At 67.6% G+C, this 18893-nt stretch carries 15 protein-coding genes and 1 pseudogene; 15 read left to right on the forward strand and 1 reads right to left on the reverse strand.

The window, feature by feature from the left end; translation table 11 throughout:
- The first annotated feature begins 111 nt into the window (after window positions 1-111).
- From G6N47_RS14210 to G6N47_RS14255, 10 genes and pseudogenes are all read left to right on the forward strand, one after another.
- Window positions 112-410 (forward strand): annotated as a pseudogene (locus G6N47_RS14210) (PE family protein).
- A gap of 43 nt (window positions 411-453) precedes the next feature.
- A complete protein-coding gene (locus G6N47_RS14215; RefSeq protein WP_083131693.1) occupies window positions 454-750 on the forward strand; it encodes a WXG100 family type VII secretion target in 297 nt (98 codons plus the stop codon).
- A gap of 68 nt (window positions 751-818) precedes the next feature.
- Window positions 819-1103, forward strand: a complete 285-nt coding sequence (locus G6N47_RS14220; protein WP_045384667.1) for a WXG100 family type VII secretion target — start codon at window positions 819-821, stop codon at window positions 1101-1103.
- A gap of 611 nt (window positions 1104-1714) precedes the next feature.
- Window positions 1715-5413 carry a nitrate reductase subunit alpha gene (locus G6N47_RS14225; protein ID WP_083134727.1) on the forward strand — a complete coding sequence of 1233 codons (3699 nt, stop codon included), beginning with the start codon at window positions 1715-1717 and terminating at the stop codon, window positions 5411-5413.
- Complete coding sequence (gene narH, locus G6N47_RS14230; RefSeq protein WP_083134726.1) at window positions 5413-7026, forward strand: nitrate reductase subunit beta; 1614 nt, start codon at window positions 5413-5415, stop codon at window positions 7024-7026. The genes G6N47_RS14225 and narH overlap by 1 nt, the downstream gene beginning before the upstream one ends.
- Window positions 7023-7676 carry a nitrate reductase molybdenum cofactor assembly chaperone gene (gene narJ / locus G6N47_RS14235; protein WP_083134725.1) on the forward strand — a complete coding sequence of 218 codons (654 nt, stop codon included), beginning with the start codon at window positions 7023-7025 and terminating at the stop codon, window positions 7674-7676. The genes narH and narJ overlap by 4 nt, the downstream gene beginning before the upstream one ends.
- A 1-nt stretch (window position 7677) precedes the next feature.
- Window positions 7678-8421 carry a respiratory nitrate reductase subunit gamma gene (gene narI / locus G6N47_RS14240; RefSeq protein WP_083134724.1) on the forward strand — a complete coding sequence of 248 codons (744 nt, stop codon included), beginning with the start codon at window positions 7678-7680 and terminating at the stop codon, window positions 8419-8421.
- Window positions 8422-8445: 24 nt separating this feature from the next.
- The gene (locus tag G6N47_RS14245) at window positions 8446-8871 is read left to right on the forward strand and encodes a MarR family winged helix-turn-helix transcriptional regulator (RefSeq protein ID WP_083134723.1); all 426 of its coding nucleotides are present in this window, start codon (window positions 8446-8448) and stop codon (window positions 8869-8871) included.
- Window positions 8858-10732: a translational GTPase TypA gene (typA, locus tag G6N47_RS14250; protein WP_083134722.1), complete on the forward strand. Its 1875-nt coding sequence runs from the start codon at window positions 8858-8860 to the stop codon at window positions 10730-10732. The genes G6N47_RS14245 and typA overlap by 14 nt, the downstream gene beginning before the upstream one ends.
- The gene (locus tag G6N47_RS14255) at window positions 10733-12670 is read left to right on the forward strand and encodes an ABC transporter family substrate-binding protein (RefSeq protein WP_083134721.1); all 1938 of its coding nucleotides are present in this window, start codon (window positions 10733-10735) and stop codon (window positions 12668-12670) included.
- A 21-nt stretch (window positions 12671-12691) separates the two neighbouring features.
- Here the strand turns inward: G6N47_RS14255 and G6N47_RS14260 are convergent, their stop codons facing one another.
- On the reverse strand, window positions 12692-13288 hold the full coding sequence (locus G6N47_RS14260; protein WP_083134720.1) for a TetR/AcrR family transcriptional regulator: 597 nt from the start codon (window positions 13286-13288) through the stop codon (window positions 12692-12694).
- 94 nt (window positions 13289-13382) lie between these two features.
- Here G6N47_RS14260 and mshB point away from each other — a divergent pair, with 94 nt between their 5' ends.
- The 5 genes from mshB to G6N47_RS14285 all read left to right on the forward strand — a co-directional run bounded on the left by mshB (window position 13383) and on the right by G6N47_RS14285 (window position 18872).
- Window positions 13383-14285 (forward strand): N-acetyl-1-D-myo-inositol-2-amino-2-deoxy-alpha-D-glucopyranoside deacetylase, encoded by a 903-nt coding sequence (mshB, locus tag G6N47_RS14265; protein ID WP_083134719.1) that lies wholly within the window; start codon window positions 13383-13385, stop codon window positions 14283-14285.
- A gap of 129 nt (window positions 14286-14414) precedes the next feature.
- Entirely contained in the window at window positions 14415-14846 is a 432-nt protein-coding gene (locus G6N47_RS14270) for a hypothetical protein (protein ID WP_083134731.1), read from the forward strand.
- A 77-nt stretch (window positions 14847-14923) separates the two neighbouring features.
- Entirely contained in the window at window positions 14924-17470 is a 2547-nt protein-coding gene (locus tag G6N47_RS14275; protein ID WP_083134718.1) for a bifunctional FO biosynthesis protein CofGH, read from the forward strand.
- Between the two features lie 52 nt (window positions 17471-17522).
- Window positions 17523-18287: a maleylpyruvate isomerase N-terminal domain-containing protein gene (locus tag G6N47_RS14280; RefSeq protein ID WP_083134717.1), complete on the forward strand. Its 765-nt coding sequence runs from the start codon at window positions 17523-17525 to the stop codon at window positions 18285-18287.
- Between the two features lie 39 nt (window positions 18288-18326).
- Entirely contained in the window at window positions 18327-18872 is a 546-nt protein-coding gene (locus G6N47_RS14285) for a YbhB/YbcL family Raf kinase inhibitor-like protein (RefSeq protein WP_083134716.1), read from the forward strand.
- Window positions 18873-18893 lie beyond the last annotated feature (21 nt).

The following is an 18893-nucleotide window of genomic DNA, read 5'->3' on the forward strand; positions in this document are numbered from 1 at the left end:
TACCCGCGAGGTACCTGCGATTCGTACTCTTTTCGAACTACAAGGGAGCCGCTCAGATCGAGCGCCTTTACGGCTTGCTACTGGCTACCGGTTGTGGAGAAAGGAGTGCTCATGTCGTTTGTGACTACACAGCCCGAGATGCTCAGCGCGGCTGCTGCTGATTTGCAGGGTGTCGGGTCTGTGGTGAGTTCGGCCAATGCGGCTGCGGCTGGCCCGACGACTGGGGTGGTGCCCGCGGCGGCCGACGAGGTGTCGGCGTTGACGGCAGCCCAGTTCGCCGCGCACGCGCAGGTGTATCAGGCGGTGAGTGCCCAGGCTGCGGGATTCACGAGATGTTTGTGCACACCCTGGCCACTAGTGCCGGTTCGTATGCGGTCACCGAGGCCGCCAACGCGGTCGCGGCCGGTTAACTGCAGGCACCCGTACGCGGTTGCGAGATAAGGAGATACCAAGATGACTGCTCGGTTTATGACTGATCCGCACGCGATGCGCGACATGGCGGGCCGTTTCGACGTGCACGCCCAGACCGTGGAGGACGAGGCCCGCAAGATGTGGGCGTCGAGCCAAAACATCGCCGGAGCCGGCTGGAGCGGAACCGCCCAGGCCACCTCCTACGACACCATGAGCCAGATGAATCAAGCCTTCCGCAACATCGTCAACATGCTGCACGGGGTGCGCGACGGGCTGATCCGCGACGCCAACAACTACGAGGCCCAAGAGCAGGCCTCCCAGCAGATCCTGTCCAGCTAGAGGCGATCGCAAGCGCGGCGCAGCCGCGCGCAGCGGGTCGCCGACCAGACAACCTAGGAGACACGACTATGACCATCAACTACCAGTTCGGCGACGTCGACGCCCACGGCGCGCTGATTCGCGCCCAGGCCGCCTCTTTGGAGGCCGAGCACCAGGCCATCATCCGCGATGTCCTTGCCGCCGGCGACTTTTGGGGCGGCGCCGGCTCGACCGCCTGCCAGGAGTTCATCACCCAGTTGGGCCGCAACTTTCAGGTGATCTACGAGCAGGCCAACGCCCACGGCCAAAAGGTGCAAACCGCCGGCTCCAACATGGCCAGCACCGACTCCGCCGTCGGCTCCAGCTGGGCCTAGCGCCAAACCTGGCCAGTTGCAAGGAGATCCGCGGTGAAAACGAAAGCAGCGGTCCTACACGCAGCCGGCAAGCCGCTCGAGATCGCCGAACTTGACCCGGATGGGCCGTGCGGGCTAGCGGGATCTCCGCGACGGGAAGAACATCCGCGCCGTGATCGTGCGCGCTCAATAATCAAGGCCGCCAAAAAAATTCACAGGCGATTCGCAGGAAAGCCACAGAACAGTCGAAGCCAGGCGCCGTCATTTTGTTTTTACAAAACTCAACGAAACATTAACCTTTAATTTTTGTGCTGGTAGTAGTCCAGATGCTTTCCTGTAACGCGTGGGAGCGGCGACCTCGCCGAATGTCGGAGCACGCGCGGGCAGGGATCGGGGGCGGCTATCAACACCCTCTCGGTCGACAGCGTGGTTGTGCCGATCCCTACGACCTATGCTGGGGGCCGGTTGCTGACCAGCGTGCGGGCCGCCGAGGGTGATGGCCACGCCGAGGCTGGTCGGACGGGTCGGCGAGATCATCGTCGAGTCGCTGACCAATCCGGGAGACACGACAACGGGGCACTGCGCCCACGGCCGAGCGACGAGGCGCGCCGCTACTTGTGAGGAGGTCCTCCTTGACTGTCACGCCCCACGTCGGAGGCCCTCTCGAGGAGTTGTTAGAGCGCAGCGGCCGCTTCTTCACCCCTGGCGAGTTCTCCGCCGACCTGCGCACGGTCACCCGCCGTGGCGGTCGGGAGGCTGACGTCTTCTACCGGGACCGCTGGAGCCACGACAAGGTGGTGCGCTCGACGCACGGCGTCAACTGCACCGGGTCGTGCTCGTGGAAGATCTACGTCAAAGACGGCATCATCACCTGGGAAACCCAGCAGACCGACTATCCATCGGTGGGTCCGGACCGGCCCGAATACGAGCCGCGGGGCTGTCCCCGCGGCGCCTCATTCTCCTGGTACAGCTACTCGCCGACCCGCGTTCGCTACCCGTACGCGCGCGGCGTGCTGGTCGAGATGTTCCGCGAAGCCAAGGCCCGGCTCGGCGACCCGGTGCTGGCCTGGGCCGACATCCAGGCCGACCCCGAACGCCGTCGGCGCTACCAGCGGGCCCGCGGCAAGGGTGGTCTGGTCCGGGTGTCCTGGGCCGAAGCCACCGAGATGATCGCCGCCGCCCACGTGCACACCATCAAGACCTACGGCCCGGACCGGGTCGCCGGCTTCTCACCGATCCCGGCCATGTCGATGGTCTCGTACGCCGCCGGCTCGCGGTTCTTCGAGCTGATCGGCGCCCCGATGACGTCGTTCTACGACTGGTACGCCGACCTGCCGGTGGCCTCACCGCAAGTCTTCGGTGACCAGACCGACGTGCCCGAGTCCGGCGACTGGTGGGACGCAGCGTATTTGATGATGTGGGGCTCCAACGTCCCGATCACCCGCACACCGGACGCGCACTGGATGGCCGAGGCCCGCTATCGCGGCACCAAGGTGGTCACGGTCAGCCCGGACTACGCCGACAACACCAAGTTCGCCGACGAGTGGATTCCCTGCGCCGCCGGGGCCGACGGGGCGCTGGCCATGGCGATGGGCCACGTCATCCTCTCGGAATGCTATGTGGCTCAGCAGGTTCCGTTCTTCCTCGACTACACCCGCCAATACACCGACCTGCCGTTCCTGATCAAGTTGGAACAGCGCGGCGACACGTTGGTGCCGGGCAAGAATCTGACCGCGGCCGACATCGGCGAGGCCGTCGAGAACGCGGCCCTCAAGCCGGCGCTGCTGGACGAGGCCACCGACACCGTGGTGGTGCCGCACGGCTCGTTGGGTTTCCGCTACGGCGAGGACGGCGTCGGCAAGTGGAACCTCGACCTCGGCACCGTCGCACCGGCGCTCACCGTGCAACATCCCGCCGCCACCAACGGAGAGCGGCGGACCGCCCTCGTCTCGCTGCCGAGCTTCGACACGATCAACGGCGAAGGCACCACCGTGCAACGCGGTGTGCCGGTACGCCAGGTCGGTAATCACTTGGTGTGCACGGTGTTCGACCTGATGCTGGCGCACTACGGAGTGGCGCGTCCCGGGCTGCCCGGCGAATGGCCCACCGGCTACGACGACGCCACCTATCCGAACACGCCGGCCTGGCAAGAGGCGATCACCGGGGTCTCGGCCGGGCAGGCCATCCGCGTCGCACGCGAATTCGCCCGCAGCGCCGAGGAATCCGGTGGCCGGTCGATGATCATCATGGGCAGCGGTATCTGTCAGTGGTTCCACGGCGACACGATCTACCGCGCGGTGCTGGCGCTGTTGATGCTGACCGGGTCGATGGGACGCAACGGCGGCGGCTGGGCCCACTACGTGGGCCAGGAGAAGGTGCGCCCGCTGACCGGCTGGCAGACCATGGCGATGGCCACCGACTGGGTGCGTCCGCCGCGGCAGGTGCCCGGCGCGTCGTACTGGTATGTGCACACCAACCAGTGGCGCTACGACGCCTACGGAGCCGACAAGTTGGCCAGCCCGCTGGGCCGGGGACGGTTCGCCGGCAAGCACACCATGGACCTGTTGGCGTCGTCGACGGCAATGGGCTGGAGCCCGTTCTATCCGCAGTTCGACCGCTCCAGCCTCGATGTCGCCGACGAGGCACGCGACGCAGGGCGCGACGTGAGCGAGTACGTGGCCGAACAGCTCGGTCAGCGGAAACTGAAGCTCGCCGTCACCGACCCGGACAATCCGGTGAACTGGCCTCGGGTGCTTACGGTTTGGCGGGCCAACCTGATCGGATCGTCGGGCAAGGGCGGCGAGTACTTCCTTAAGCATCTGTTGGGGACCGACTCCAACGTGCTGGGCGACCCACCGGCTGACGGGGTGCGGCCGGTCGATGTCGCGTGTGACCGGGAGATTCCGGAGGGCAAGCTCGACCTGCTGATGTCGATCGACTTCCGGATGACCTCGACGACATTGGTGTCCGATCTGGTGCTGCCGGCGGCGACGTGGTACGAGAAGGCCGACCTGTCCAGCACCGACATGCACCCGTACGTGCATTCGTTCAGCGCGGCCACCGATCCGCCGTGGGAGACCCGCACCGACTACGACGCGTTCGGCGCCATCGCGCGCGCCTTTTCCGCGATGGCCAAGAAGCATTTGGGCACACGCACCGACGTGGTACTCACCGCGCTGCAGCACGACACACCGGATGCGATGGCCTATCCCGATGGCACCGAACGCGATTGGCTGCACACCGGTGAGACGCCGGTGCCGGGCAAGACGATGGCCAAGCTCACCGTGGTGGAGCGCGACTACACCGCGATCTACGACAAGTGGCAGACGCTGGGTCCGCTGGTCGACAAATTCGGGTTGACCGTCAAGGGCTACACCGTGCATCCGCATCAAGAGGTCAAGGAACTGGCCGCGAAGTTCGGCGTGATGAATTCCGGTGCCGGCCAAGGCCGTCCGGCGATCACCACGGCCCAGCGGATGGCCGACGTGGTGCTGCTGCTCTCGGGCACCACCAACGGCCGACTGGCCGTGGAGGGCTTCCGCGAGCTGGAGAAGCGCACCGGTCAGCGGCTGGCCTACCTCGCCGAGGGCAGCGAGGAAAAACGCGTCACCTACGCCGACACCCAGGCCCGACCCGTTCCCGTGATCACCAGCCCGGAGTGGTCCGGCAGTGAGACGGGCGGGCGCCGCTACGCGCCGTTCACCGTCAACATCGAAAACCTCAAGCCGTTCCACACGCTCACCGGCCGGATGCACTTCTACTTGGCCCACGACTGGGTCGAGGAGCTGGGCGAACATCTGCCGGTGTTCCGCCCGCCGCTGGACATGACGCGGCTGTTCGGTCAGCCCGAGCTCGGCCCCACCGAAGACGGAATCGGTTTGACCGTGCGGTATCTGACCCCGCACTCGAAGTGGTCGTTCCACTCCACCTATCAGGACAACCTGTACATGCTGTCGCTGTCGCGGGGCGGCCCGACGATGTGGATGAGCCCCGGCGACGCGGCGAAAATCAATGTGCGCGACAACGATTGGGTGGAGGCCGTCAACACCAACGGTGTCTTCGTGTGCCGCGCGATCGTGTCGCACCGGATGCCCGACGGGGTGGTGTTCGTCTATCACGTCCAGGAGCGCACCGTCGACACACCGCGCAGCGAGACCACCGGCAAGCGCGGCGGTAACCACAACGCGCTGACCCGGGTGCGGATCAAACCCAGTCACCTGGCCGGTGGCTACGGCCAGCACGCGTTTGCGTTCAACTACATGGGCCCGACCGGAAACCAGCGCGACGAGGTGACGGTGGTGCGCCGGCGCAGTCAGGATGTGAAGTACTGATGAAGGTCATGGCGCAGTTGGCGATGGTGATGAACCTCGACAAGTGCATCGGCTGCCACACCTGCTCGGTGACCTGCAAGCAGGCCTGGACCAACCGCTCCGGTACCGAATACGTGTGGTTCAACAACGTCGAAACCCGTCCGGGCCAAGGCTATCCGCGTACCTATGAGGACCAGGAACGCTGGCGCGGCGGATGGATCCGCGACAAGAACGGCCGGTTGCGGCTGCGTGACGGCGGGCGGCTGGCCAAACTGTTGCGGATCTTCGCCAACCCCAAACTGCCGGGGATCGGCGACTACTACGAGCCGTGGACGTACGACTACGAGAACCTGACCTCGGCGCCGCTGGGCGACACGCTGCCCGTCGCCGCGCCGCGCAGCCAGATCACCGGCGAGCCGATGAAAATCGAGTGGGGGCCCAACTGGGACGACAACCTCGCCGGATCGTTGGAGACGCAGCAAAAAGACCCGATCCTGAAGAAGGTCAGCGACGAGGTCAAGGTCAAGCTCGAAGAGACCTTCATGTTCTACCTGCCGCGGATCTGCGAGCACTGCCTCAACCCGTCATGCGTGGCGTCGTGCCCGTCGGGCGCGATGTACAAGCGCAGCGAGGACGGCATCGTGCTGGTGGACCAGGACCGCTGCCGCGGCTGGCGGATGTGCGTGTCGGGATGCCCTTACAAGAAGGTCTATTTCAACCACCAGACCGGCAAGGCCGAAAAATGCACGCTGTGCTACCCGCGCATGGAGGTGGGCCTGCCCACGATCTGTTCGGAAACCTGCGTGGGCCGGCTGCGCTACCTGGGTTTGGTGCTCTACGACGCCGACAAGGTGCTGCAAGCGGCGTCGGTGGAAAACGACGCCGACCTCTACGAGGCACAGTGTGAAATCCTGCTGGACCCCAACGACCCCGAGGTGATCGCGGCCGCCAAAGCGGAAGGCATTTCCGACGACTGGCTCGAGGCCGCCCAGCGATCGCCGGTCTACGCGTTGATCAACACCTACAAGGTGGCGCTGCCGCTGCATCCGGAATACCGCACCATGCCGATGGTTTGGTACATCCCGCCACTGTCACCGGTGGTCGACGCGGTCAGCCGCGACGGCCACGACGGCGAAGACGTCGGCAACCTGTTCGGTGCCATCGAAGCGCTGCGCATCCCGATCGCCTACCTCGCCGAGCTGTTCACCGCCGGTGACACCAAGCCCGTCGACGACGTGCTGCGCCGGCTGGCCGCGATGCGCTCCTACATGCGCGACATCAACCTGGGCCGCGAGACGCAGCCACACATTCCGGCGTCCGTCGGCATGACCGAAGAGCAGATCTACGAGATGTACCGGCTGCTCGCCATCGCGAAATACGAAGAGCGCTACGTCATCCCGACCGCCTACACCGGCGAGATCCCTGCCGCCGCTCACGACCTGGAATGTTCGCTGTCGGGTGACGGCGGTCCGGGGATGTACGAGGCGGGTCCGTTCGCCAACCCGCCCGACGGCCCTGTGCCGGTCGCCGTCGAAAGCTTCCACGCGACACGTCCACGGTCGCGAACGAACCTGCTGAACTGGGATGGCGGCGACGTGCCGGCCGGGATGTTTCCCGAAGAGCAGAAGCAATGAAGCTGCTGAGCAGATCGCGGGGACCCGCGCTGGCCGACCGGTTGGTGTGGCAGGCGGCTTCTCTGCTGCTGGCCTATCCCGACGAGCACCGCGACCAGCGGCTCGACACCGTCGAGGGGCTGCTGAGCCACATCGACGGGCCGGCGCGAAAGCTGCTGGCGCGCACCGTCGCTGCGCTTCGGGCCGCCGATCCGCTGGCCGCCGCCGCTGACTATGTCGAAACCTTCGACATGCGCCGCCGCTCGACGATGTATCTGACCTACTGGACCGCCGGCGACACCCGCAACCGCGGCCGCGAAATGCTCGCGTTCGCGAGCACCTACCGCGAAGCGGGCGTCGAGCCGCCGAAAAGTGAAGCGCCGGACCACCTTCCGGTGGTGCTCGAGTTCGCCGCGACCGTCGACCCCGAGGCTGGCCGGCGGCTGCTGATCGAGCACCGGGTGCCCATCGACGTGCTTCTGCAGGCGCTGACCGAAGCGGACTCACCCTACGCTCATGCGATTGCCGCCGTGTGCGAGACGCTGCCGCCGGTCACCGATCAGGACGTGCAGCGGGCGCGCCGGCTCGCAGAATCCGGTCCGCCCGCCGAAGCCGTTGGGCTGCAACCGTTCACATTGACCGTGCCACCCAAGCGAACCGGCGGGAACTGAATTGGCCAATACCAAACTGCTCGAGGTCTTCTGGGACGTGGCGCCCTACGTCTCGCTGTCGATCGCCGGGGTCGGCACCTGGTGGCGCTACCACTACGACCAGTTCGGCTGGACCAGCCGCTCCTCACAGATCTACGAATCGCGGCTGCTGTCGATCGGCAGCCCGCTTTTCCATTTCGGCAGCCTGGTGGTGATCATGGGCCACGTCGTGGGCCTGTGCATTCCCGAGTGGGTGACCGAGGACATCGGGATGAGCGACCACTTCTACCACCTGCAGGCGCTGATTCTCGGCGTTCCCGCCGGCATCGCCGCGCTGATCGGGATCGGGTTGCTGATCTACCGGCGATGGCGCAGCGGACCGGTGCGCCTTGCCACCAGCCTGAGCGACAAGCTGATGTACCCGGTGCTGGTGGCCGCGATGGTGGCCGGTATGAGTTGCACGCTGATGGGCGCGACGCACTACGGCGAGCTACACGACTACCGCCAGAACGTGTCGATCTGGTTCCGGTCGATCTTCATCCTGGACCCACGTGGTGACCTGATGATCCAGGCGCCGCTGTATTTCCAGGTGCACGCGACGATCGCGCTGGCGCTGTTTGCGCTGTGGCCGTTCACCCGCCTCGTGCACGCCTTCAGTGCGCCGGTCGCCTACCTGTTCCGGCCCTACATCGTCTACCGCAGCCGCGACGCGGTTCGCGGCCGCGACCAGCTGGTGGGGTCCGCGCCGCGCCGCCGCGGCTGGTAGCTCGAGCGTCATATCGTGGCAGATATGGGTCTGCCCGACGACGTCTACGCACGGTTGCTGCGGCTACGGACCGAGTTGCGCCGGTTCGAGCGGTGGAGCGCCGAGCAGGCCCAGGCTGCCGGGCTGACACCCATGCAGCACCAGCTGCTGCTGGCGATCCGCGGCCATGCCGACCGGCGCGGGCCGACGATCGGGGATGTGGCGGAGTACCTGCTGCTGCGCCACCACAGCGCCGGTGAGCTGATCCAGCGGGCCGCGGCCGCCGGGCTGGTGGCGCGGGTGCGCGACAGCGACGATCACCGGGTGATCCGCCTGCAGCTCACCGATGACGGTGCCGAGCGCCTCGAGGCGCTGACCGCGATGCATGCCGAAGAGGTCGAACGGCTCAGCATCGGCCAGATTGGGCGAGAAGCCGGCAGCCTGGCAGAATCGCCCGGTGCAATTCCGTAACGTCGCCATCGTCGCGCACGTCGACCACGGCAAGACCACCCTGGTCGACGCCATGCTGCGGCAGTCGGGAGCGCTGCACGAACGAGGCGGCCTGACCGAACGCGTGATGGACACCGGCGACCTGGAGCGGGAAAAAGGCATCACGATCCTGGCCAAGAACACCGCCGTGCACCGCCATCACAGCGACGGGACGGTGACCGTGATCAACGTCATCGACACCCCCGGGCACGCCGACTTCGGCGGGGAGGTGGAGCGCGGCCTGTCGATGGTCGACGGGGTGCTGCTGCTGGTCGACGCCTCCGAGGGCCCGCTGCCGCAGACCCGGTTCGTGCTGCGCAAAGCGCTGGCCGCGCATCTGCCGGTGATTCTCGTCGTCAACAAGACCGACCGGCCCGACGCCCGGATCGCCGAAGTAGTCGAGGCCAGCCACGACCTGCTGCTCGACGTCGCCGCGGATCTCGACGACGAGGCCGCCAAGGCCGCCGAGGAAGCACTCGGGTTGCCGACGCTGTACGCGTCCGGGCGCGCGGGGGTGGCCAGCACGGCGCAGCCCGCCGACGGGCAGGTGCCCGACGGCGACAACCTCGATCCGCTGTTCGACGTTCTGCTGCAACACATTCCACCGCCGTCCGGTGACCCGGACGCACCGCTGCAGGCACTGGTGACCAACCTCGACGCGTCGGCGTTCCTGGGCCGGCTGGCGCTGGTCCGCATCTACAACGGCCGGCTGCGCAAGGGCCAGCAGGTGGCGTGGTTGCGTGAAATCGGCCCCGCCACTGCGAAGATCACCGAGCTGCTGGCCACCGAGGGCGTCGAGCGCTCACCGACCGAGGAGGCCATCGCCGGCGACATCGTCGCCGTCGCCGGCATCCCGGACATCATGATCGGCGACACGCTCGCCGACCTTGCGGAACCGAAAGCGTTGCCGCGCATAACTGTTGACGAGCCGGCCATCTCGGTCACCATCGGGACCAACACCTCGCCGCTGGCGGGCAAGGTGTCCGGGCACAAGCTGACCGCGCGAATGGTCAAGTCGCGGTTGGACACCGAGCTAGTAGGCAACGTCTCGATTCGGGTGCTCGACATCGGCCGCCCCGACGCCTGGGAGGTCCAGGGCCGTGGCGAGCTGGCGCTGGCCGTGCTCGTCGAGCAGATGCGCCGGGAGGGCTTCGAGCTCACGGTCGGCAAGCCGCAGGTGGTGACCAAGACCATCGACGGCAAGCTGCACGAGCCGTTCGAGGCGTTGACCATCGACTGCCCTGAGGAGTACGTCGGCGCGATCACCCAACTGATGGCCGCCCGCAAGGGCCGGATGGTGGAGATGGCCAACCACGCAACAGGTTGGGTACGAATGGATTTCGTGGTGCCCAGCCGCGGGCTGATCGGATGGCGCACCGACTTCCTCACCGAGACCCGCGGCACCGGCATCGGCAACGCGGTGTTCGACGGCTACAAGCCGTGGGCGGGTGAGATCCGGTCCCGGCATACCGGGTCGCTGGTCTCCGACCGCTCGGGCACCATCACGCCGTTCGCGCTGCTGCAGTTGGCCGATCGCGGGCAATTCTTCGTCGAGCCCGGGCAGGACACCTACGAGGGCATGGTCGTCGGCGTCAACCCGCGGCCCGAAGACCTCGACATCAACGTCACCCGCGAGAAGAAACTGACCAACATGCGCTCGTCGACCGCCGACGTCATCGAGACGCTGGCCAAGCCGATCGAGCTCGACCTCGAGCAGGCCATGGAGTTCTGCGGGCCCGACGAGTGCGTGGAGGTGACGCCGGAGGTGGTGCGCGTCCGCAAGGTCGAACTGGACGCCACCGCCCGGGCCCGCAGCCGCGCCCGCGCCAAGGCCCGGGCGTAGATGGGGCTATCGCCCCGACCGCATCCCGATACCCTGTGGGGCGTGCCGAAACCAGCCCGCCGCACCCGGTTCCGGATCGGCGCGCTGATCTCGTCGTTGGCGCTGCTGGTCTCGGGCTGCACGGTTAGCCCGCCGCCGGCGCCGCAGAGCACCGAGACGTCGAAGAGCACCGCTCCGCCGCCGCATCGGGTCACGCAGATCATCATGGGCATCGACTCGATTGGCGCCGGTTTCAATCCGCACCTGGTGTCCGATCTGTCAGCAGTCAACGCGGCGATCAGCGCGCTGGTGCTGCCAAGCGCGTTCCGGCCCGTGCCTGACCCGAACACCCCGACCGGGTCGCGCTGGGAGATGGACCCGACGCTGCTGGTATCGGCGGACGTGACCAACGACAACCCGTTCACGGTCACCTACAAGATCCGGCCCGAGGCGTCGTGGACCGACAACGCGCCGATCGCCGCCGACGACTTCTGGTACCTGTGGCGGCAGATGGTCGGCCAGCCCGGTGTGGTGGACCCGGCCGGCTACGACCTGATCACCGGCGTGCAGTCGATCGACGGCGGCAAGCAGGCCGTGGTCACGTTTTCCCGGCCGTATCCGGCCTGGCGGGAGCTGTTCAGCAACATCCTGCCGGCCCACATCGTCAAGGACGTGCCGGGCGGTTTCCCCGCCGGGCTGGTGCGTGCCCTGCCGGTCACCGGCGGACAGTTCAGGGTGGAAAACATCGACCCACAGCGCGACGAGATACTGCTCGCCCGCAACGACCGGTACTGGGGCCCGCCGGCCAAACCGGACCTGATCCTGTTCCGGCGGGCGGGGGCTCCGGCGGCGCTGGCCGACTCCATCCGCAACGGCGATACCCAGGTGGCCCAGGTGCACGGCGGTTCGGCGGCCTTCGCGCAGCTGTCGGCGATCCCGGACGTGCGGACCGCCCGGATCATGACACCGCGGGTCATGCAGCTCACGCTGCGCGCGAACGTGCCCAAGCTGGCGGATTCCCAAGTGCGCAAAGCGATTTTCGGGCTGCTCGACGTCGACCTGCTCGCCGCCGTGGGAGCCGGCAGCGACAACACCGTCACGCTGGACCAGGCGCAGATCCGCTCGCCGAGCGACCCCGGTTATGTGCCGACGGCGCCGCCGGCAATGAGCCAGGCAACCGCGCTGGGGCTGCTGCAGTCGGCCGGGTACCAGATCGAAAACGACACCTCCCCGGCGGTGGCGCCACCGGATGGCACCGCGCCGGCGAACACCGGGCCGCCGGAGGTCACCCGCGGCCGGATCAGCAAGGACGGAAATCAGCTGTCCCTGGTCATCGGTGTGGCGTCGAACGATCCGACCGCGGTCGCCGTCGCCAACACCGCCGCCGACCAGTTACGCAACGTCGGCATCGCCGCGACCGTGCTGGGGCTCGATCCGGTGGTGCTCTACCGCGACGCGCTGGTCGACAATCGGGTCGATGCCATCGTCGGGTGGCGCCAAGCCGGCGGAAACCTGGCGACGCTGCTGGCGTCGCGGTTCGGCTGTCCCGCGCTGGAGGCGACGGCGGTGTCGACGTCGGCGCCGGCGCCGGTCACCGCATCGGACACGTCGCCGACGTCCAAGCCGGCGCCGGCGCCCACCGCCGGAAGCCAGACGCCGACCACAGCGAGCCGCACACCGGAGCCCGGTGCGCTGGTGCAGGCGCCGTCGAACATCACCGGGATCTGCGACCACAGCATTCAGTCGAATATCGATGCCGCGCTGAACGGCACGAAGAACATCAACGACGTGATCAACGCCGTCGAGCCGCGACTGTGGAACATGTCGACGGTGCTGCCGATCCTGCAGGACACCACGATCGTTGCGGCCGGACCGAGCGTGCTCAATGTGAGCCTGTCCGGAGCGGTCCCGGTGGGTATCGTCGGCGACGCCGGACAGTGGGTGAAGACGGCGCAGTAACTGCTTTGCGGCGCAACGTAATTAGACGTGCGCCGGCGCCGAAAGCGGGATCACGGTATCGACGATGCGTAAGAGTTGACGCTTGTTCGGCGGGGCGCCGGTGAGCATCAGATGCTGGTTGATCAACGCCGGGCCCACCCGCGCCGTCAGCGGAGTCAGCGTCGCGGGGTCGATTTCGCCATTCTGCTCGCCCGCGCGCAGGATCGACTCGATGATCCGCAGGCGGGGCGTCACCACCGCGTCGGCGAAGATCGCGCGAAGCTCGGGTTCGTGAATGAGCTGGCCCATGATGGCCAGGCTGGGAAACGCCGTCTTGCCGGCCAGCACGTCGCAGTGCGCGGTGAACACGACGAGCAGGTTCTCCCGGGCCGACCGGTCCTCGCGCGGCTCGGGCAACGGCGGCAGCGCATACAGCAGCGCGTCCTGCACCAGCGCATACTTGCTCGGCCAACGGCGATATAGCGCAGCCTTGCCGGTGCGGGCCCGCGCGGCGATCCCCTCCATGGTCAGCCCGGCGTAGCCCACGGCGGTCAGTTCGGCCAGCGCAGCGTCGTACAGCGCGTGCTCGAGTTCTTTACCGCGCCGGCGGGTGCGGATCGTGCTGCTCTGCTGGCCCATTCCCTGATAGTAGTCGTTAGCGTTTCTTTTTGCGGACGGTTGGCGTCGGACTATGGCTGCGGCCCAAGCGTTTTGCACTGGGTATGGTGCCTGCATGCAGGAGACGCCGCGACTGTTGTTCGTGCACGCGCATCCCGACGACGAAACCCTGACCAACGGCGCCACCATCGCCCACTACGCCGCGCGCGGCGCCCAGGTGCACGTCGTCACCTGCACGCTCGGCGAGGAGGGTGAGGTCATCGGCGACCGCTGGGCGCAGCTGGCGGTCGATCACGCCGACCAGCTCGGCGGTTACCGCATTGGCGAGCTCACCGCAGCCTTGCAAGCCCTGGGCGTCGGCGAACCGATCTTCCTGGGCGGTGCGGGACGCTGGCGTGACTCCGGCATGGCCGGCACGCCGTCGCGCCGCCGGCAGCGTTTCGTCGACGCCGACGAACGCGAAGCCGTCGGCGCACTCGTCGCGCTCATTCGCCAGCTGCGCCCGCACATCGTGGTGACCTACGACCCCAACGGCGGATACGGTCACCCCGACCACATCCACGCCCATGTCGTCACCACGGCCGCGGTCGCGGCCGCCGGCACCGACGACTATCCGGGCGCGCCCTGGTCGGTGCCGAAGCTCTACTGGACCGTCATCGCCAGAAGTGCCTTCCTGGCGGGCTGGGCCGCGCTGACGCCCGACGATCTGCGGCCCGAATGGACGCTGCCGACCGGCGAAGTCTCGGACTTCGACGGTATGGGCTACGCCGACGAGGACATCGACGCCGTCGTCGACGCCGAGCACGCGCTCCCGGCCAAGCGGGCGGCGCTGGCCGCGCACGCCACCCAGGTGGTCGTCGGGCCGACCGGACGAGCGTGCGCGTTGTCGAACAATCTGGCCCTGCCCATCCTCGGCCAGGAGCACTACGTGCTGGCCGGTGGCGCCGCGGGAGCGCGCGACGAACGCGGCTGGGAAACCGATCTGCTCGCCGGACTCGGCCACGCGGTAGGCTGCTGACCAGGCAGCCGAGGAAGGACTTGGGATGGATCCTGATCTGGACTACAACCAGCAGCATTGGCAGGACCGACTCGACAGCTTCCAGTGGGTAATCGGATCGCTGGTCGCGCAACTGGACAGCATTCCCACCTGACCACCACCAAGCCGAGCGCCGGACCGGTCGACGACACCGGCGCGACGGATCCCGCCATTCGCCTCGTCGTCCTCACGTTGCTGGCCGTCGACGGCATTCTCTCCGCAATCGCCGGCGCGCTGCTGCTGCCCTCCTACATCGGCTCCGTTCCGTTTCCCGTCAGTGCGTTGATCAGTGGCCTGGTCAACGCGGCGCTGGTGTGGGCGGCCGAACGGTGGACCACGTCCGTGCGGGTGGCCGCGCTGCCGCTGTGGACGTGGTTGCTGACGGTTGCGGCGATGACGTTCGGCGGCCCCGGCGACGACGTCATCCTGGGCGGCCGCGGAGTCATGGCCTACGGCGCGCTGCTGCTGATCGTGCTCGGTGTGCTGCCACCCGGCTGGGTGCTGTGGCGGCGAAGGGCGCAGAGGTCGGGGGACCAGACCTAGCGGTGCGGCCCGGGATTACTGTTGGCCCCTATGGCAGGACTGCGGATGAAATTCGATCGGGCGGAAGTTACACCAACGTGCCGTTGACCCCGGATGACCTGCCGACCCCTGTGGTGCCGTCGTCTGCGCTGCGCCGAGTGTTGCGGCGGGCCCGCGACGGCGTCGCGCTGAACGTCGACGAAGCCGCAACCGCGATGACCGCACGCGGCGAAGATCTGGCCGACCTGTGCCACAGCGCCGCGCGGGTGCGCGACGCAGGGCTGGAATCGGCGGGACGGCGAGGCCCCGGTGGACGGCTGCCTATCAGCTACTCGCGCAAAGTGTTCATCCCGGTGACGCATCTGTGCCGGGACACGTGCCACTACTGCACGTTCGTGACCGTTCCGGGCAAGCTGCGGGCGCGGGGTGCCGGCATGTATCTGGAGCCCGACGAAATCCTCGACATCGCCCGGCGCGGCGGCGAACTCGGTTGCAAGGAAGCGTTATTCACGCTCGGTGACCGGCCCGAGGATCGCTGGCCCGAGGCGCGGGAATGGCTCGAGGAACGCGGCTACGACTCCACGCTGTCCTACGTGCGGGCGATGGCGATCCGGGTATTGGAGGAAACCGGCCTGCTGCCGCACCTGAATCCGGGCGTGATGAGCTGGGCTGAGCTGTCGCGGCTCAAGCCGGTAGCGCCGTCGATGGGCATGATGCTCGAGACGACGTCGCGGCGGCTGTTCGAGACTCGCGGGCTCGCCCACTACGGCAGTCCGGACAAAGACCCCGAGGTGCGGCTGCGCACATTGACCGATGCCGGGCGGCTCTCGATTCCGTTCACCACGGGCCTGCTGGTGGGCATCGGCGAAACGCTGGTTGAGCGAGCGGAGACGTTGCATGCGATCCGCAAGTCGCACAAGGAGTTCGGCCATGTCCAGGAAGTGATCGTGCAGAACTTCCGGGCCAAAGAACACACCGCGATGGCCGCGGTGCCCGACGCCGGCATCGACGACTTCGTTGCGACGGTGGCCGTCGCGCGACTGGTGCTCGGTCCTGGCATGCGCATCCAGGCGCCGCCGAACCTGGTGTCGCGCGAGGAGTGCCTGGCGCTGATCGCCGCCGGAGTCGACGACTGGGGCGGCGTCTCGCCGCTGACACCCGACCACGTCAACCCGGAACGGCCGTGGCCCGCGCTGGACGAGCTGGCCGCGGTGACGGCCGAGGCGGGCTACGAGCTGGTGCAGCGGCTGACCGCGCACCCCAAGTACGTGCAGGCCGGGGCCGCGTGGATCGACCCGCGGGTACGCGAACATGTTGCGGCGCTAGCCGATCCGGCCACGGGTTGGGCCCGCGACGTCAACCCGGTCGGCTTGCCGTGGCAGGAGCCCGACGACGTGGCGTCCACCGGCCGGGTGGATCTGCACGCGGCCATCGATGTGGCGGGCCGTGCTGCGGATGCCCGCAGTGACCTCGACAGTGCTTTCGGGGACTGGGATTCGATCCGCGCGCATGTGTACGAGCTGGCGGCCCGCGCCCCCGAACGCATCGACACCGATGTGTTGGCGGCGCTGCGCTCAGCCGAGCGCGACCCGGCCGGCCTCAGCGATGCGGAATACCTCGCGTTGGCTTGTGCGGATGGCCCCGCGCTGGACGCTGTTGCGGCGCTGGCGGATTCGCTGCGCCACGATGCGGTCGGCGACGACGTGACGTTCGTGGTGAACCGCAACATCAACTTCACCAACATCTGCTACACCGGTTGCCGGTTCTGCGCGTTCGCCCAGCGCAAGGGTGACGCCGACGCGTATTCGCTGTCGACGGCCGAGGTCGCCGACCGGGCGTGGGAGGCTCATGTCGCCGGGGCGACCGAGGTGTGCATGCAGGGCGGCATCGACCCGGAGTTGCCGGTCACCGGCTACGCCGATCTGGTGCGCGCCGTCAAGCAGCGGGTGCCGTCGATGCACGTGCATGCGTTCTCGCCGATGGAGATTGCCAATGGCGTTACCCGCAGCGGGCTTTCGATCAGGGAGTGGCTGATCAGCCTGCGCGAGGCCGGGCTGGACACCATCCCCGGCACCGCCGCCGAGATTCTCGACGACGAGGTGCGCTGGGTGCTCACCAAGGGCAAGCTGCCCACCTCGTTGTGGATCGAAATCGTGACCACCGCACACGAGGTGGGGCTGCGGTCGTCGTCGACCATGATGTACGGCCACGTCGACAACCCCCGGCATTGGGTGGGCCACCTCAACGTGCTGCGCGAAATCCAGGACCGCACCGGGGGTTTCACCGAATTCGTGCCGCTGCCGTTCGTGCATCAGAGTTCGCCGCTGTATCTGGCCGGTGCGTCGCGGCCGGGACCCAGCTACCGTGACAATCGGGCAGTGCATGCTCTGGCCCGGATAATGTTGCACGGCAGGATCTCTCACATCCAGACCAGCTGGGTCAAGCTCGGCGCCCAGGGCACCCAGGTCATGCTCAACGGCGGGGCCAACGACTTGGGCGGCACGCTGATGGAGGAGACCATCTCGCGGATGGCCGGCTCTGAACACGGCTCGGCCAAGACCGTCGCGGAGCTGGTCGCAATCGCCGAGGGCATCGGCCGTCCCGCCCGTCAGCGCACCACGACGTACGCCCCGCTGGCGGCATAGTCACCTTTCGGCCACATGTGCGCCCACCGGCGGCAAGGGGTATACCTCTGTCGTGCGCGCAAAGATCGACACTGACCGATTTCCGGAGTGGCAACCGTTCGTCGATGCCGTGCAGCAGCGCCGGCCCGACGCCGGCACGTGGTGCGAGGCCTGGACGGTGCGGGACATCGTCATCCATCAGGCCGGCAATGCCGAGGAACTGGCCCGGGTGCTGCGCGGGCACCTGGAAGGCCAGCCCGTCGGCACCCGCAGCTTCGAGGAACGCGAAGGACCGCTGCGCGCGATGAACGACGCGGATCTGTGGAACGCCCTGCAGGACCGGATGGCCACGCTCAACGAGGTCGCAGAAGCCGCCGACCGGGTTCCCGCCGACGCCGACGTGGCCTGGACCGGTCGAACGATGAAGGTGCCGTGGTTCGCCGAGCACATGCGCGAAGAACTCGCGCTGCACAGCTGGGACGTCACCGGCGACGACGCCGCGGCACAGGCCCGGCTGGGCGAACCCTGGATGACGACCCACAGTGTGATCGCGGTGGGAAAGCCGCTGCTGGTCAAGGGCGCCAAGCGGCTGGAGCCCGGGGAGCGCATCGAGGCCCGGCTGCGGGTACCCGGCACCGACGACGTCGTCGTCGCGGCCGAAAACGGTTCGGTCCGAATCGAACTCGCTGACCCCGACGGGCCGGCCACGCTGGAAACGGACGCGGCGGCCCGTGTCCTGCTGTTGTGGGGACGACGGCCTGCAGACCCGTCGCGGATCTGCAGCACCGTCGGGCCGAAAACGCTGGGTCGCGTGCGAAGTCTGCTGGCCGGGTACTAGGCCTTTACTCGCTACTGCCGAGCGGGTATACACACGGGGATGAGACCGGCGTTGGCCGCTCTTGCGGTGCTGATTCTGATGCTCCCCGGCTGCAGCGGAGCAAAAGAGAATCCGCAAAACCAGGTAACGACGCCCAAAGCCGCCAAGCTCGCGGTGAGCAGTCCCGCGTTCGCCGACAACACGCAGATTCCGAACGAATACTCCTGCAAGGGCCGCAATGTGCCGCCGCCGCTGCGGTGGCAGAACGTGCCGACCGGTGCCCAGTCGCTGGCCTTGGTCGTCGACGACCCCGACGCGCCGTCCGGCCTGTATGTCCACTGGGTGGTCACCGGCATTCCGGCGTCGACCACCGAGCTGGGGCCGCTGCCGCAGGGAGCAAGCGTCAGCCTGAACTCCGCCGGCAAGCCGGAGTATCTCGGGCCGTGCCCGCCGGCCGGCAGCGGGGTGCACCACTACCGGTTCCAGTTGTATGCCCTGAACAAACCATTGGCCTTGGCGCCGACCACTCCCGCGCAAGAAGCGACCAAGACGATCGCCGATGCGGCCATCGCCGAGGGCCGAACCGTGGGCCTGTTCAGCGGGTAGCGTCAGCTCGCGCGATAAGGG

It is taken from the genome of Mycobacterium branderi (genome assembly GCF_010728725.1).
Taxonomy (GTDB): Bacteria; Actinomycetota; Actinomycetes; order Mycobacteriales; family Mycobacteriaceae; genus Mycobacterium; species Mycobacterium branderi.

Bases quoted from the DNA above. Each gene is read 5' to 3' on its own strand.
- G6N47_RS14255 (WP_083134721.1), top strand. From the start codon at position 10,733: ATGGGGCTATCGCCCCGACCGCATCCCGATACCCTGTGGGGCGTGCCG.
- G6N47_RS14260 (WP_083134720.1), bottom strand. From the start codon at position 13,288: ATGGGCCAGCAGAGCAGCACGATCCGCACCCGCCGGCGCGGTAAAGAA.
- G6N47_RS14285 (WP_083134716.1), top strand. From the start codon at position 18,327: ATGAGACCGGCGTTGGCCGCTCTTGCGGTGCTGATTCTGATGCTCCCC.
- mshB (WP_083134719.1), top strand. From the start codon at position 13,383: ATGCAGGAGACGCCGCGACTGTTGTTCGTGCACGCGCATCCCGACGAC.
- narH (WP_083134726.1), top strand. From the start codon at position 5,413: ATGAAGGTCATGGCGCAGTTGGCGATGGTGATGAACCTCGACAAGTGC.
- narJ (WP_083134725.1), top strand. From the start codon at position 7,023: ATGAAGCTGCTGAGCAGATCGCGGGGACCCGCGCTGGCCGACCGGTTG.
- G6N47_RS14215 (WP_083131693.1), top strand. From the start codon at position 454: ATGACTGCTCGGTTTATGACTGATCCGCACGCGATGCGCGACATGGCG.
- G6N47_RS14245 (WP_083134723.1), top strand. From the start codon at position 8,446: ATGGGTCTGCCCGACGACGTCTACGCACGGTTGCTGCGGCTACGGACC.
- G6N47_RS14220 (WP_045384667.1), top strand. From the start codon at position 819: ATGACCATCAACTACCAGTTCGGCGACGTCGACGCCCACGGCGCGCTG.